This is a genomic window from Rhodococcus sp. OS5, assembly GCF_056837585.1.
The window spans coordinates 2908471-2922118 of record NZ_CM166368.1; the positions used below are offsets into that span (position 1 = coordinate 2908471).

At 63.2% G+C, this 13648-nt stretch carries 16 protein-coding genes; 8 read left to right on the forward strand and 8 right to left on the reverse strand.

The annotated features are described in order from the left end of the window. Window positions 1–16 precede the first annotated feature (16 nt). On the forward strand, window positions 17–826 hold the full coding sequence (locus ACVZUB_RS13730) for a tyrosine-protein phosphatase (protein WP_482628484.1): 810 nt from the start codon (window positions 17–19) through the stop codon (window positions 824–826). Window positions 827–895: 69 nt separating this feature from the next. On the opposite strand, the gene ACVZUB_RS13735 is transcribed toward ACVZUB_RS13730, so the two are convergent. Together ACVZUB_RS13735 and ppgK are read right to left on the reverse strand one after the other, a co-directional pair. Continuing rightward, complete coding sequence (locus tag ACVZUB_RS13735) at window positions 896–2320, reverse strand: RNA polymerase sigma factor (protein ID WP_370333980.1); 1425 nt, start codon at window positions 2318–2320, stop codon at window positions 896–898. Between the two features lie 112 nt (window positions 2321–2432). Beyond that, complete coding sequence (ppgK, locus tag ACVZUB_RS13740) at window positions 2433–3200, reverse strand: polyphosphate--glucose phosphotransferase (protein ID WP_118607164.1); 768 nt, start codon at window positions 3198–3200, stop codon at window positions 2433–2435. Between the two features lie 169 nt (window positions 3201–3369). Here ppgK and ACVZUB_RS13745 point away from each other — a divergent pair, with 169 nt between their 5' ends. Then, window positions 3370–4248 carry an inositol monophosphatase family protein gene (locus ACVZUB_RS13745; protein ID WP_047269355.1) on the forward strand — a complete coding sequence of 293 codons (879 nt, stop codon included), beginning with the start codon at window positions 3370–3372 and terminating at the stop codon, window positions 4246–4248. Window positions 4249–4254: 6 nt separating this feature from the next. Here ACVZUB_RS13745 and cei read toward each other — a convergent pair whose 3' ends face one another. Continuing rightward, entirely contained in the window at window positions 4255–4938 is a 684-nt protein-coding gene (gene cei, locus ACVZUB_RS13750) for an envelope integrity protein Cei (RefSeq protein WP_003942618.1), read from the reverse strand. Between the two features lie 533 nt (window positions 4939–5471). On the opposite strand from cei, the gene ACVZUB_RS13755 reads away from it, so the two are divergent. Next, entirely contained in the window at window positions 5472–5774 is a 303-nt protein-coding gene (locus ACVZUB_RS13755; protein WP_003942593.1) for a DUF4193 domain-containing protein, read from the forward strand. A gap of 80 nt (window positions 5775–5854) precedes the next feature. On the opposite strand, the gene ACVZUB_RS13760 is transcribed toward ACVZUB_RS13755, so the two are convergent. Further along, entirely contained in the window at window positions 5855–6352 is a 498-nt protein-coding gene (locus ACVZUB_RS13760) for a DUF3093 domain-containing protein (RefSeq protein WP_003942596.1), read from the reverse strand. Window positions 6353–6393: 41 nt separating this feature from the next. Between ACVZUB_RS13760 and dut the strand changes: the two genes are divergently transcribed. Both dut and ACVZUB_RS13770 read left to right on the forward strand, forming a co-directional pair. Continuing rightward, on the forward strand, window positions 6394–6888 hold the full coding sequence (gene dut / locus ACVZUB_RS13765; RefSeq protein ID WP_317553041.1) for a dUTP diphosphatase: 495 nt from the start codon (window positions 6394–6396) through the stop codon (window positions 6886–6888). A gap of 3 nt (window positions 6889–6891) precedes the next feature. After that, window positions 6892–7731 carry a DUF3710 domain-containing protein gene (locus ACVZUB_RS13770; RefSeq protein ID WP_003942585.1) on the forward strand — a complete coding sequence of 280 codons (840 nt, stop codon included), beginning with the start codon at window positions 6892–6894 and terminating at the stop codon, window positions 7729–7731. A gap of 11 nt (window positions 7732–7742) precedes the next feature. Here the strand turns inward: ACVZUB_RS13770 and ACVZUB_RS13775 are convergent, their stop codons facing one another. Further along, entirely contained in the window at window positions 7743–8468 is a 726-nt protein-coding gene (locus tag ACVZUB_RS13775; RefSeq protein WP_204855774.1) for an alpha/beta fold hydrolase, read from the reverse strand. 138 nt (window positions 8469–8606) lie between these two features. Between ACVZUB_RS13775 and ACVZUB_RS13780 the strand changes: the two genes are divergently transcribed. Together ACVZUB_RS13780 and ACVZUB_RS13785 are read left to right on the forward strand one after the other, a co-directional pair. Then, window positions 8607–8981, forward strand: coding sequence for an OB-fold nucleic acid binding domain-containing protein (locus tag ACVZUB_RS13780; protein ID WP_003942613.1), 375 nt, complete (start codon window positions 8607–8609; stop codon window positions 8979–8981). A 52-nt stretch (window positions 8982–9033) separates the two neighbouring features. Next, window positions 9034–9747, forward strand: coding sequence for a DUF3159 domain-containing protein (locus tag ACVZUB_RS13785; RefSeq protein WP_003942611.1), 714 nt, complete (start codon window positions 9034–9036; stop codon window positions 9745–9747). On the opposite strand, the gene ACVZUB_RS13790 is transcribed toward ACVZUB_RS13785, so the two are convergent. The 3 genes from ACVZUB_RS13790 to ACVZUB_RS13800 all read right to left on the reverse strand — a co-directional run bounded on the left by ACVZUB_RS13790 (window position 9740) and on the right by ACVZUB_RS13800 (window position 11481). After that, window positions 9740–10033: a GNAT family N-acetyltransferase gene (locus tag ACVZUB_RS13790; protein ID WP_378398203.1), complete on the reverse strand. Its 294-nt coding sequence runs from the start codon at window positions 10031–10033 to the stop codon at window positions 9740–9742. The two genes, ACVZUB_RS13785 and ACVZUB_RS13790, sit on opposite strands and share 8 nt — an antisense overlap. Before the next feature lie 33 nt (window positions 10034–10066). Then, window positions 10067–10729 (reverse strand): potassium channel family protein, encoded by a 663-nt coding sequence (locus ACVZUB_RS13795; RefSeq protein WP_003942632.1) that lies wholly within the window; start codon window positions 10727–10729, stop codon window positions 10067–10069. Window positions 10730–10815: 86 nt separating this feature from the next. Continuing rightward, window positions 10816–11481: a potassium channel family protein gene (locus ACVZUB_RS13800; RefSeq protein WP_003942587.1), complete on the reverse strand. Its 666-nt coding sequence runs from the start codon at window positions 11479–11481 to the stop codon at window positions 10816–10818. 171 nt (window positions 11482–11652) lie between these two features. Here ACVZUB_RS13800 and ACVZUB_RS13805 point away from each other — a divergent pair, with 171 nt between their 5' ends. Then, window positions 11653–13647 (forward strand): APC family permease, encoded by a 1995-nt coding sequence (locus tag ACVZUB_RS13805; RefSeq protein ID WP_007732857.1) that lies wholly within the window; start codon window positions 11653–11655, stop codon window positions 13645–13647. Window position 13648: the final 1 nt, after the last annotated feature.

Consider the following 13648-nt stretch of genomic DNA (forward strand, 5'->3'; position numbering starts at 1 on the left):
GTCCTATTCTGTCCGGATGTCGAACAGAATCGCCCGTCCCGCCGCGACCGCTCTGTGTGCGCTGATCACCTCGTGTGCACCCGTCCCGGCGCTCGCCGGTGGAATTCCCGCTCTCGACCACGCCGGACCCACAGCTGCGCAGGTTGCCGCGGATCGATCGCTACACCTCGAGGGTGCGTCGAACGCGCGTGACATCGGTGGCTACGACGCCGCGGACGGGCAGACCGTTCGGTGGGGGAAGGTATTTCGCTCGAATGCCCTCGACAAGCTGACACCGTCGGATCTCGCGTCGTTGAGCGAACGCGGAGTGGAATCGGTCGACGACTTCCGTACGGTCGTCGAACGAACGCTCTCGCAGGATCGCCTTCCGAACGGGGCGCGAAGCAACTGGTTCGACGTCATCGGAACCAACCCCGCCAACCTCCCGGCGCTGGTGGACATGCCGACGATGTACGCGTTGATGGTGACCGATCCGGGGGCGAGCCGCGCATTCCACGACGCGCTGGTGAACGTCGCGAACACCGACGGTTCAGTCCTCTACCACTGCTCGGCGGGCAAGGACCGTACCGGTTGGATGACCGCAGTTCTCCTGACCGTCCTCGGCGTGAGTCGCACCGACGTGAACGCCGATTACATGCTCAGCAATCAGTACCTCACCGGACCCCGCACGGGGAGCGCGTTCATCGACGGCGTCGAACAGTCTTGGCTGGACACGTCTTTCGCCACGGTGGATCGGGTGTACGGCAACTTCGACAACTACGTCCGGGACGGCCTTCAGTTGAGCGAGGACGATGTCGCACAACTCCGGGACACACTCTTGGTCTGAGGCGGCAAACGCACAAGAGCCGCTCTCCGGCGATCCGGAGAGCGGCTCTTGTGTGCATAGCTGGTGTGACTAGTCGAGGTAGTCGCGCAGAACCTGCGAACGCGACGGGTGGCGCAGCTTCGACATCGTCTTCGATTCGATCTGGCGGATACGCTCACGCGTGACGCCGTAGACCTGTCCGATTTCGTCTAAAGTCCTCGGCTGACCGTCGGTGAGACCGAAGCGGAGGCGAACCACGCCGGCTTCGCGCTCGGACAGCGTCTCGAGTACCGACTGCAGCTGATCCTGCAGCAAGGTGAACGAGACGGCATCGACTGCGACAACAGCTTCGGAGTCCTCGATGAAGTCACCGAGCTGGCTGTCGCCCTCGTCGCCGATGGTCTGGTCGAGAGAGATCGGCTCACGCGCGTACTGCTGGATTTCCAGCACCTTCTCCGGCGTGATGTCCATTTCCTTGGCGAGCTCTTCCGGCGTGGGCTCACGGCCCAGGTCCTGGAGCAGCTCACGCTGGATACGGCCGAGCTTGTTGATGACCTCGACCATGTGCACCGGGATACGGATGGTGCGAGCCTGGTCGGCCATTGCGCGGGTGATGGCCTGACGGATCCACCACGTGGCGTAGGTCGAGAACTTGTAACCCTTGGTGTAGTCGAACTTCTCGACTGCACGGATCAGACCGAGGTTGCCTTCCTGGATGAGGTCCAGGAACGCCATGCCGCGGCCCGTGTAGCGCTTGGCCAGCGAGACGACCAGGCGGAGGTTGGCCTCGAGGAGGTGGTTCTTGGCGCGGTTGCCGTCGCGGCAGATCCAGCTCATGTCGCGTCGCTGAGCCGCAGGCAACTTCTCGCCCTTGTCAGCGAGGTCCTGCATGATCTGCACGGCGTAGAGGCCGGCCTCGATGCGCTTGGCCAGTTCGACTTCCTCTTCGGCGTTGAGGAGTGCGACCTTGCCGATCTGCTTGAGGTAAGCGCGAACCGAGTCGGCGGACGCCGTCAGTTCGGCATCCTTGCGTGCCTGACGGAGAGCCTCGGACTCTTCCTCGTCCCAGACGAAGTCGCCGGAAGCCTTGTCCTTCTCGGACGGCTCTGCAGCGGTCTCTTCGTCTTCGCCGACTGCTACGACCTCGACGACATCGGACTCGACCTCGGCAAGGTCGCCGTCCGTGATGTCGATGTCTTCCAACTCGACATCGCCGTCTTCGGCGTCAGGATCGCCGGCCTTCTTGGGGCTGGCCTTCTTAGCTGCTGCCTTCTTGGCCGGAGCTTTCTTGGCCGGAGCCTTCTTTGCTGCTGCCTTCTTGGCGGGGGCCTTTTTCGCCGGAGCCTTCTTGGCTGCCGGAGCGGTGACGGTGGCCGCCTCCACGGCTGGAGATTGTGGCTCTGACTCTGATGGAGAATCAGCAGTCTGACGTGTATCGGTGGCTGCCACGTACGCCCTTTCGTGACGGTGTCGTGCGGCGTCACGCCAGAGTGGTGATCCGGCGGAGAGGTCAATGGTTGTTGGCCGGCGCGCAGCCGGACTTCACCATTGTAACGACTCTCAGGAAACTCTTACGTCACGGCGGGCCGTAACAGGTAGATTTTCCGCTTTTCACGTGCGGGTTTTCTCATCCGGCGACGGAGGCCGGCCTGGTCAGTCCGACCGATGCGAGCGCAGCTCCGGCAATTCCGGCGGTGTTGAGAAGGGTGGCGGGGACGACCTTGGTGCGGTTGGTCAGATGCGGAATCCACTTCTCGTGCTTGCGGCTTATACCGCCTCCGGCGATGAAGAGATCAGGCCAGAGCAGGTTCTCGAAGGTGGTCAGAACTCGCGAGACCTCGACGGCCCACTCCTTGTAGCTCCAGTCCTTCTTTTCCTTCACCGACGACGCCGCCCGGTGCTCGGCTTCCTTGCCGTCGACCTCGAGGTGACCGAACTCGGTGTTGGGCAACAGAACTCCGTTGTGCAGCACGGCAGATCCGATTCCGGTGCCGAAGGTCAACAAGATCACGACGCCGGAGGTGTCCTTACCCGCTCCGAACGAGTCCTCGGCGATTCCGGCAGCGTCGGCGTCGTTGAGGACGGTGACCTCGCGCCCGCCCAGCGCCTTGCCGAACAGAGCGGCCGCGTCGGTGTCGATCCAGGATTTGTCGATGTTCGCGGCGCTTCGCGCGACGCCGCCGGTCACGACAGCGGGCAAGGTGATGCCGACCGGACCGGTCCACTTGGCCTGCTCGACGATTTCGGCGACAGTGCCCGCGATCGCATCGGGTGTGGACGGCTGCGGGGTCAGGATCTTGATGCGTTCACCGATCATTTCCCCGGTGCTCAGGTCGATCGTGCCGCCCTTGACGCCGCTACCGCCGACGTCGATCCCGAAACCTGTGGTTGTCATCGTCCTGCGCTCCTGAGTGTCGAATTCGAGGTCACGATCTACCGTTGCAAACACTAACCCGAACAAGGACCCGGGCGCGTCCTCTCGAACCGCCCGCCTCGAGACGTTCGAGTGGTGCCCCTCGGTAGAGATGTGTTGCGATGGTCCGGTGCGCCCTTCAGAAAGAACGTTGCCCGACTTTTCCGCCGATTCTCTGGACCCCGCACAGTTGCGGGAAGTAGCCGTAGCCGTCGCCGAACGCGCAGCCGAACACGTCCGTTTGCGTCGGCCCGAGGTATTCGGCCTGGTGGGTTCCGGTGCCGCCGAGGGTGGTTCGGTTGCGGCGAAGAGCACGCCCACCGATCCCGTCACGGTGGTCGATACCGAAACCGAACAAGTGATTCGCGACCTTCTGGCGCAATTGCGCCCTGCGGATTCGATCCTGGGTGAGGAAGGTGGCGGAGACACCGACGATTCCGCGGGAGTTCGATGGGTTGTCGATCCCATCGACGGCACGGTGAATTTTCTCTACGGAATCCCCGCGTTCGCCATCTCGGTGGCCGTACAGATCGACGGGGTCTCGGTAGCCGGGGCTGTCGTCGACGTGTCGTTGGAAACCACGTACGCCGCGCATCGGGGCGGCGGTGCAACCATGACCACGGCCGACGGCGTCGTCAGCGACCTGCAAGCCAATGAGGTTACCGAGCTGTCAATGGCGCTGTTGGCCACCGGCTTCGGTTACGGAGCGGATCGCCGGAAGGTGCAGGGCACGTTGATCGGGCAGATCCTGCCGCAGGTCCGCGACATCCGACGCATCGGTTCGGCTGCGTTGGATCTGTGCATGGTTGCCACCGGCCGGGTCGACGCTCACTTCGAACACGGACTGAGTCCGTGGGACTGGGCAGCCGGCTCCTTGATCGCTTCCGAAGCGGGCGCCGTCATCAACGTCCCGGCGCCCAATTCCACGTCGGCCGACGGCGATGTCGTTTACGCAGTCGCTCCGGCGATCGCCGAGCAGTTCGCGCACATGCTCAGTTCGATCGGCGCAGATCAGCCGATTCCGAGCTGAGGCCTGTCAGCATCGCGCCGTGCGCGCTGCTTTGAGCAGTGCGATGTCCATCGGAGCGACTTCGGCGTTTGCGGGCTGCTCGGCCAGAGCATGCAGGATCGCGGTGGCGTCGGTGTTGGGGGTCAGGGCGCCCTTGTTGTAGGTGCCGAGAGCCAGGTCGACGGTGTCGTCGCCGCGGCCGTCCTGGACCAGTTCGGCGCAGGGGGCGACCAGCCAGACGGAACTGGCGGCGGCGAGGCCGTTCGCTCCGAATCGGATCTGACCCTGGCACTCCATGTTCTGGTCGACGTAGACGGGGTCGTTTCCGACCTGGACGTCCGGCGCGCTGGAGAAGCCGAACTCGCTCAGTTGCGCTGCCACCTGGGCCGCCTGACCGTGTTCACCGTTGGCGTTGAACACACGAACCTTGGTGGCGGCGAGGGGAGCGGGATCCACGTCGAGCAGCTTCGAGCGGTCGACGACGGTTCCCAGCGGTAGTGGCGCCGCTGCCGAAGGATCGGACGAAGGTTGCGGCAGGTTGCAGGCGACGGTGTCACTGACTTCCGCCTCGGCGCTCAGGATGCGGACCCACAAGACACTGCCGATCAATGCGAGTACCGCGAACACGGCGATCACCGGCCACGCGCGCCGACGGCGGAACGGACGTCCCTGGTCATCGGTAGAGCTGCCTTCGGTGATCAGAGAAACCACGGTATCCCTCGACTTTCTTGACGAAACTTCTACTTCGCCATCGGGCCGAGCGGCGCCGGCATGACGTTCGGTGCCTACCTTAGAGGGCCTGTGTGACGAGACAGCCGAAGCGAGGCTCGACGCGTCGAGTCCTTGTCGATTGCGAAACGGCAGTTGGCCGATTACCGGCCTGCTTCTACCCGGATTCGGCCCGAAAACATCGTGGAAAGGTCACAGCTTGCTCTTGCCTTGGTGACAATTCGCAGTCATTTTTCGGAAATTTCCGATTCGGTTACTACTTTCGTGCTCACGTCGGCTACTGTCTGGCGGCCCAGGTCGTTCAACTGGGCATCGGCCGGACGCCGAAATGACAACCAAATGAGGCGCAGATCACGTTCTCGGAAGGAACTTCCGGGCACTAATTCCAGTCCTGCAGCGTTATGCAGCGACAGGGAATGATCTGGATGCCACGGCGGTTTCCATGCGCATCAAGGATCTACCGGATTCTCGGCGCACACGGGACCGGGATACACGAAGAGGATGGGGTAGACGAGATGGCAACTGACTACGACGCACCGAGGCGTACAGAGTCCGACGAGGTTTCGGAGGACTCGCTCGAGGAGCTGAAGGCGCGACGCAACGAAGCGCAGTCAGCCGTCGTCGACATCGACGAGACGGACACCGCGGAGTCCTTCGAGCTGCCGGGTGCCGACCTTTCCGGCGAGGAACTCTCGGTTCGAGTTGTTCCGAAGCAGGCAGACGAGTTCACGTGTTCGAGCTGCTTCCTGGTTCATCACCGCAGCCGCCTGGCCAGTGATGCCAACGGACAGCTCGTATGCATGGACTGCGCTGCCTGATCTCCCTTCCCGGTGGTCGACCCGTCAGCGCGAGGGTCGACCAAGGGTCGGGAAGTACTGCTTTGCTGTGACCGCGCTGGTCAGAGATCCAGCGCAGCCAGCAGATCAGCGGGACGACGTGTGCTCACCAACCAGTACGGCGTGGGATCCTCCGGGTCGTCGAGCACGATCAACACCATTGTCTTGACCCATGGGCGATGCTGGACGAACGCCGACGGATCGAGTTGGCGCCCCATCGCAGCACTCTTCGCGGAAGCCGGCACTGCTGCCGCCCGTGAAATCAATTCGACCGGCAGGTGGGCTCTACCCACGTGCAGTTCCTTCACCCCTGCTGTCTCCACCACCTCGACGCGCATCCGGCTGAGCCAGAATGCCGCCCAGATCGGGATCGGGAGTAGTACGACGTACGCCAGGTACGAGAGAAGCCCCGGGCGGCCCATGTGGACCTCGGCCGCGAGGAGTCCGGCTACGGCCAACCCGGCGATCCACCACCAGATCGGCACCCACAGGCGCTCGGAGTACAGCGTCGTGGACGGGGGCGTTGTGGTGGCGACGTCAGGTCGAGATGTTTCGGGCACCTGTCAAGGATAGTCCGTCGCTACGAGTAGTCTTGGCCCACGTGAGCGACCATCTCTCCATCGCCTTGAAGCGACTGGATCCAGACCTGCCCGTTCCACAGCGTGCGCATCCCGGAGATGCGGGTGTGGATCTGTGCTCCACCAGCGACGTCACCATCGAACCCGGACACCGAACACTGGTCGGAACGGGGATCGCGATCGCTTTGCCGGTGGGCACCGTCGGGTTGATCCATCCGCGTTCCGGACTCGCCGCCAAATCGGGACTGTCGATCGTGAATGCGCCCGGAACCGTGGACGCGGGATACCGGGGCGAACTCAAGGTCTGCTTGATCAATCTCGATCCGGCCACAGCCATCGACATCCGCCGCGGTGACCGAATCGCTCAGCTCGTGGTTCAACGAGTCGAACTTCCGATTTTCGAGGAAGTCGAATCGCTGGACGACACGACCAGAGGAACCGGAGGCTACGGTTCCAGCGGCGGGCACGCGATACTCGATACCGATGCGCCTGGCGCGGTAGTCGGAGAGGGAGTCTGAATCATGTTCGGACGCAAGAAGAAGACAGATGTCGACGAGGAAACCACCAGCTTCTTCGGTGACGAGAACGACGAGTCGGTGGAGATCGACGAGGTCGAAGACGATCTCGAAGTCACCGGCGACGAGTTCGGTGACGAATCGGAAGGCCCTTACGACATCTCGGAGATCGATTCCGACGATCCGACGGCAGGCCGTGACGGTCAGCGTCTTGATCTCGGTTCCGTTCTGGTGCCGATGCCGACCGGCGGGCAGTTGCAGGTCGAGATGGCGCCCAACGGTTCGCCGCAGGCCGTGCACCTGGTCACCGAGCACGGCCGCATCACGGTTGCTGCCTACGCCGCCCCGAAATCGCCCGGTCAGTGGCGTGAGGTCGTTGCCGAGCTCGCGCAGTCGCTTCGCGACGACAATTCCGCGGTGAGCGTCGAGAACGGCCCGTGGGGCCGTGAACTGGCTGCTGTGACGGCCAACATGGACCTGCGGTTCATCGGCGTCGACGGTCCCCGGTGGATGGTGCGCTGCGTGGTCGCGGGTCCGAGTGGATCCACCGCCGCGAACGCTCCTCTGGTGGCAATCGCACGGGACATCTTGCGTGACACCGTCGTCAACCGAGGATCAGAGCCGCATCCGGTGCGGACACCGCTGCCCGTGGTGCTCCCGCAGGTGCTCGCCGAGCAGTTGGCGGCCGCACACGAGCAGCAGTTGGCGGCAGCGCAGCAGCAACAGGTCGCCGCCCAGCAGCAACAGCAGTCAGCACCGCCCGCTCCGCCGGCACCTCCAGCACGGCCGACCCCGCCGCCTCGTAGCGGCGAATCCGGTTCTGCCATGCAGCAATTGGGTCAGTAACAGAATTTTCTTCAGGCGCTCGCGGTGGTATCGGATTCGATCGCCGCGAGCGCTTTGATGCAGGTGGACCCGAGAATCGCGGGGTCGCGCCCGATCATGTCGAGCGTCGTCGTGGCGACTGCGCCGCGGGGGAGTGAAGCCGCCCAGGCCTGCGCCACTGACGCGGGATGAACCGGATCGTCCACCGCCGACGCAATGCCGACCGGAACGCCTACCGCCCGTAGCGCGCTCTCGCCGAGTGAGTGGTACGACGCCGCCTCGTCGAGCGCAGCCGGGAGATCGGGCCACTGAGAGCGCCAGGAGCGCTCGAGTTCGGCTCCGAGCCACGCCGGACTCGACGCGAGCATCGCAGCGATCACCGACTCCAAGCCTTCGGAGCGCAGTTGCCCGGCGGTGAACCGCGCGCTCGCTGCTGCGGGGGCGTCGTCGGCCGAGCCCGTCCAGGCCGGAAGCGCTGCCAACACACTCACGGTTCGATCGGGATTGTCGGCGGCCCACTGGAGTGCAACGGCCGCTCCGATCGAGACCCCTCCGACGATGATTCGGCCGTGCGTGTCCGCGGCTCTGTCCATCGCGTCCAGATAGCCGTCCACGACACGCCGAGGGTCCGGTTCAATTGCGACGATGCGCACACCCAGAGCCTCCAGCGGCGCCCGGAATGCGCGGTCCGCGAAGTGGGCGTCAGAGCCTGTACCTGGGAGAACGACGGCAACGGTCGCCAATTCCGAGTTCTGCATCTCTTGATCTTGCCCGGTGCCCCCGAGACGCGGACTGACCGGTGTGGTTACACGCTCGTAATGGGTCTACAGTGGCGATCACACAGCCCTTCACGTGACGCGAAACCCTTGCGTCACACATGTTCGCAGGAGCGCGCAATGGCACCCGCCGCCGCAGGATATTTTCGTCGACTGACCCAGCGTCTGACCGAGGACGTCGACCAGTTGGACGCCCAGGAGATGGCCGAGTCCAACAAGGCTTCCGGAGGTCAGAAGGCATGCGATTGTCGTCGCGGTGAAGAAGTCACGATGGTGGGCCGACTCCGCAGCGTCGACGCGTGTCCCAAGTCGGGAAATGCCAGTATCGAGGCCGAGTTCTTCGATGGCACCGAGGTGATCAATCTCGTCTGGATCGGGCGTCGCCGGATCCCGGGAATCGAGACCGGTAAGACCCTGCTGATCCGCGGTCGTGTGGGCGAGCGTGACGGTCGCAAGGCGATCTTCAACCCTTACTACGAACTGCGCGGCGAATAGGCGCGTTTCCCGCATTTACCGTGCAACTCGGTGACTGTGGCACCCTCGACAGGTGACTGAAACACAACAGCGATCGGTAATCGACCAACTCGGCGGGCTGAGTGGTCTGATCTATTCGTCTTTGCCGATTCTGATTTTTGTCCCGGTCAACAGCATCTGGAATCTCACCGCGGCAATCTGGGCCGCATTGGGCGTCGCTGTCGCTATCGCGGCCTGGCGCCTCTTCCGCAAGGATTCCCTCCAACCCGCTATTTCCGGTTTTCTCGGAGTCGGAGTTTCCGCATTCATCGCCTACCGCACCGGCGACGCCAAAGGATACTTCCTCTTCGGTATCTACACGAGCCTCGCCTACGGTGCGGTCTTCCTGATTTCGATCCTCGTACGCTGGCCCCTCGTCGGAATCATCTGGGGCTATCTCAACGGGCACGGCAATCTCTGGCGCAAGCACAGCTCCGCCGTCCGGCTCTACGACGTCGCGACGGCAGCGTGGGCGTTGGTCTTCGGTGCGCGGTATCTCGTTCAGTCACAGCTCTACGACACCGACCACACCGGATGGCTCGCAGTCGCGCGTATCGGCATGGGTTGGCCGTTGACCGGTTTGGTGCTGCTCGTGACGGTCTGGGCTGTGCGTAAGGCCGATCGCATCGTCGAGCCTGAACCGGTTGTGGAGCCCGAAAGCAGCGAGCCCACCGCCACGGACGCAGGGTCCGAAGAGGTGGGCTCGGTGAATCTGACGAAGCCGCGCGAAGACCGCGATCTCAGCTGATCAGGTCCTGGTACTCGGGGTGCTTGTCGAGGAACTTCACGACGTACGGGCACACCGGGTGAACCTTGAGGCCGCGTGCTCGTAGGTCGTCCAGAGCCTGGCGGACGAGAACCCCGGCCAATCCGAAACCTTCGAAGGCGGGGTAGATCTCGGTGTGGTTGAACGAGACGACGTCACCGGAGGTGGTGTAGTCCTCGATCCCGGCGAGGTCGCCGTCGGCATGGATCTCGTACCGGCTCTGGGTCGGATTGTCGGTGACTACGGTGTTTTCGGGCGCTTGTGCCATGTGATTCCCTTTCGTCGTCAGTGTGTTCGTCGGTCAATTCTCCAGGCGGAGTGCAACGCGCAACTGATCCTCGGCGTCGACGGCCGCAACGAAGAGCAGTTCGTCCCCGCCTTCGATGGGATCGTCCATCTGCGGGACGATCACGCGTCCGCCACGCAGGATGGTGACCAGTGCGCAGTCTCGCGGAAGTTCGAGTTTCTTGACGGCTTTTCCGGCAAGAGGTGTGTTGTCGGGCAACGTGATCTCGACGAGGTTGGCCTGTCCCTGCCGCAGTGTCATCAGTTTGACCAGGTCACCGACCGAGACGGCCTCTTCGACGAGCGAAGCGAGCATCCGCGGTGTCGAGACGGCGACGTCCACGCCCCAGGACTCGTCGAAGAGCCACTCGTTGCGGGGATCGTTGACGCGGGCGACAACTCGGCGAACACCGAACTCGGTTTTCGCGAGCAGACTGAGGACCAGGTTTGCCTTGTCGTCGCCGGTCGCGGCAATCACGACCTCGTACGACTCCATCGACGCGTCCTCGAGTCTGCTGAGTTCGCAGGCGTCCGCGTGCACCCACTTCGCCTCGGGCACCGACTCCGGTTCGATGTGATCGAGTTTGCGTTCGATCAGCATGACGTCATGTGAGCTTCGAATAAGCTCTCGCGCAATGGAACGGCCTACGGCGCCGGCTCCGGCGATGGCGACCTTCATCGAGAACTTCCAATCACGTTGTAGTGCAACACAGTCGCAGTCTTGTTGTGGGGGACGGCGTACGGATCAGTCATCTGCGGCCTCCCTCAGTCGTCGCTCGGCGGCGGGTTGCCGGCCAGTGCGACTGCTTCGGCGACGGTTCCCGACACGGCGGCGATGTAGACCTGATCGTCGGCCTGGATGACAGTCTTGCGGTCGGGGAGAATGCCGGTCCCAAAGCGGATGATGAAGGCGACTCTCGAACTGGTCGCGCCCTCGAGGAGCGCGATCGGCTTGCCCGCCCAATCCTCGTGCAGGGCAAGTTCGGTGATGGCGACAGTGCCCGAAGGATCGCGCCACTTCGCAGTCTGACTTTCCTTGGTCAACGTGTGCAGGAAACGATCCGTCGACCACGGCACGGTGGCGACCGTGGGAATGCCGAGTCGCTCGTAAACGGCGGCCCGCTTGGCGTCGTAAATACGTGCGACGACGCGTTCGACGCCGAAAGTCTCGCGTGCGACTCGCGCTGCGATGATGTTGGAATTGTCTCCCGAGGACACCGCGGCAAAGGCGTCGGCCCGCTCGATTCCCGCCCGGACCAGCACGTCACGGTCGAACCCCATTCCCAGAACCTTGGTTCCCGGGAAGTCGAGATCGAGACGCAGAAACGCACTCTGATCGCGGTCGATGACGGCGACCTCATGTCCGATCCTGGTCAGAGACGCGGCGAGGGAAGAACCCACTCGACCGCACCCCATGATGACGACATACACGCCCTACTCCGTTCATGGACCCTCATGGCGCGATTGCACGCCGAATCGAACGGTACAGCCCCTCACGGGAAGAGCAAGTACAACGGTCGCCCGCGTGCCGGTTGTCACGACAAAAGGTGAAGTTGGGGCTCTGATGACTCCGAATCGGGCGAGACGGCTTACGCTTTGCACGTGTCTAAGCTCTCGACCGCTACCAAGCGGCTCCTGCTCGGTCGGCCGTTCCGAAGCGACAAACTCGGGCACACGCTGCTACCCAAGCGAATTGCACTACCGGTCTTCGCGTCCGACGCGATGTCGTCCGTCGCGTATGCCCCCGAAGAAATCTTCCTGGTTCTCTCCGTCGCGGGTATTTCCGCGTATGCGTACACACCCTGGATCGGATTGTCCGTCGCCATCGTCATGGCTGTGGTGGTGGCGAGCTACCGCCAGAACGTCCACGCATACCCCTCCGGTGGCGGCGACTACGAGGTCGCTACGGTCAACCTCGGCCCGACCGCCGGTCTGACCGTCGGTAGTGCGCTGATGGTCGACTACGTGCTGACGGTCGCCGTGTCGATCTCGTCGGCGGCGTCGAACATCGGCTCGGCTCTGCCGTTCGTCGCGCAGCACAAGGTGTTGTTCGCGGTTGCGGCGATCGTGTTGCTGACCGCGGTCAACCTTCGCGGTATCCGTGAATCGGGGACCGCGTTCGCAATTCCGACCTACGCATTCATCGTCGGCATGTTCCTGATGCTCGGGTGGGGATTCTTCCGGATCTACGTCCTCGGTGAGGATGTGCACGCGGAATCGTCGTCGTTCACGCTCAACGCCGAGGATTCGCATCTGTACGGAATTGCCTTCGCGTTCCTGATCGCCCGCGCATTCTCCTCGGGCTGTGCCGCACTGACCGGCGTCGAGGCCATCAGCAACGGCGTACCGGCGTTCCAGAAGCCGAAGTCGCGCAACGCTGCCACGACCTTGCTGCTGCTCGGGTCGATCGCCATCGTCCTGCTGATGGGCATCATCATCCTGGCTCAGAAGATCGGCATCGTCTACGCACACAATCCGCAGGAACAGCTGGTCGGAGCGCCGGAGGGCTACCATCAGAAGACCTTGATCGCGCAGATCGCCGAAGCCGTGTTCAGTGGTTTCCCGATCGGTTTCTTCTTCATGGCGATCGTCACGGCACTGATCCTGGTTCTGGCCGCGAACACCGCGTTCAACGGATTTCCGGTACTCGGATCGATCCTGGCGCAGGATCGGTACCTACCGCGTCAGCTGCACACGCGCGGCGACCGACTGGCATTCAGCAACGGAATCCTCTTCCTCTCCGGTGCTGCCATCGCATTCGTCGTGGTGTTCGGCGCCGAGGTCACCAAGCTCATCCAGTTGTACATCGTCGGCGTCTTCGTCTCGTTCGTGCTCAGCCAGACGGGCATGATCAAGCACTGGACTCGGCATCTGAAGTCCGAGACCGACAAGGCGCAGCGGGCCCGTATGCAGCGCTCGCGAGTGATCAATTCGATCGGTCTGGCAATGACCGCCACCGTCTTGATCATCGTTCTGATCACCAAGTTCGCTGCCGGCGCATGGATCGCCATCGTCGCGATGGTCGCGATCTTCATCGTGATGAAGATGATCCGCAAGCACTACGACAGCGTCGCAGCCGAGCTCGAGGAGCAGGAGTGGGACGGCGTACTGCCCAGCCGCACGCACTCGATCGTGCTCGTCTCGAAGTTGCACATGCCGACGATGCGAGCTCTCGCCTACGCGCGAGCAACGCGACCGGACACCCTCGAAGCCATCACGGTCAACGTCGACGAGCCGGACACCCGTGCACTCGTGCGTGAGTGGGAGAAGAGCGACGTGACGGTTCCGCTCAAGGTGATCGAGTCGCCGTACCGCGAAATCACCAAGCCGGTTCTCGATTACGTCAAGCGTGTACGACGCGATGCTCCGCGTGACGTCGTCACCGTCTTCATTCCCGAGTACGTCGTCGGACACTGGTGGGAGCAGATCCTGCACAATCAGAGCGCGCTTCGTCTGAAGAGTCGTCTGCTTTTCCAGCCCGGCGTGATGGTGACCAGCGTTCCGTGGCAGCTGAGTTCGTCGGCAAAGGCGAAGCCGCTCGACATCGAGAAGACCGCAGGTGCCACGCGTCGCGGTTACGACACCGGCGAGAAATGAT

Coding starts and splice junctions, on each gene's coding strand:
- ACVZUB_RS13730 (WP_482628484.1), top strand. CDS start 17: ATGTCGAACAGAATCGCCCGTCCCGCCGCGACCGCTCTGTGTGCGCTG.
- ppgK (WP_118607164.1), bottom strand. CDS start 3,200: ATGACAACCACAGGTTTCGGGATCGACGTCGGCGGTAGCGGCGTCAAG.
- ACVZUB_RS13755 (WP_003942593.1), top strand. CDS start 5,472: ATGGCAACTGACTACGACGCACCGAGGCGTACAGAGTCCGACGAGGTT.
- ACVZUB_RS13770 (WP_003942585.1), top strand. CDS start 6,892: ATGTTCGGACGCAAGAAGAAGACAGATGTCGACGAGGAAACCACCAGC.
- ACVZUB_RS13775 (WP_204855774.1), bottom strand. CDS start 8,468: ATGCAGAACTCGGAATTGGCGACCGTTGCCGTCGTTCTCCCAGGTACA.
- ACVZUB_RS13780 (WP_003942613.1), top strand. CDS start 8,607: ATGGCACCCGCCGCCGCAGGATATTTTCGTCGACTGACCCAGCGTCTG.
- ACVZUB_RS13790 (WP_378398203.1), bottom strand. CDS start 10,033: ATGGCACAAGCGCCCGAAAACACCGTAGTCACCGACAATCCGACCCAG.
- ACVZUB_RS13795 (WP_003942632.1), bottom strand. CDS start 10,729: ATGAAGGTCGCCATCGCCGGAGCCGGCGCCGTAGGCCGTTCCATTGCG.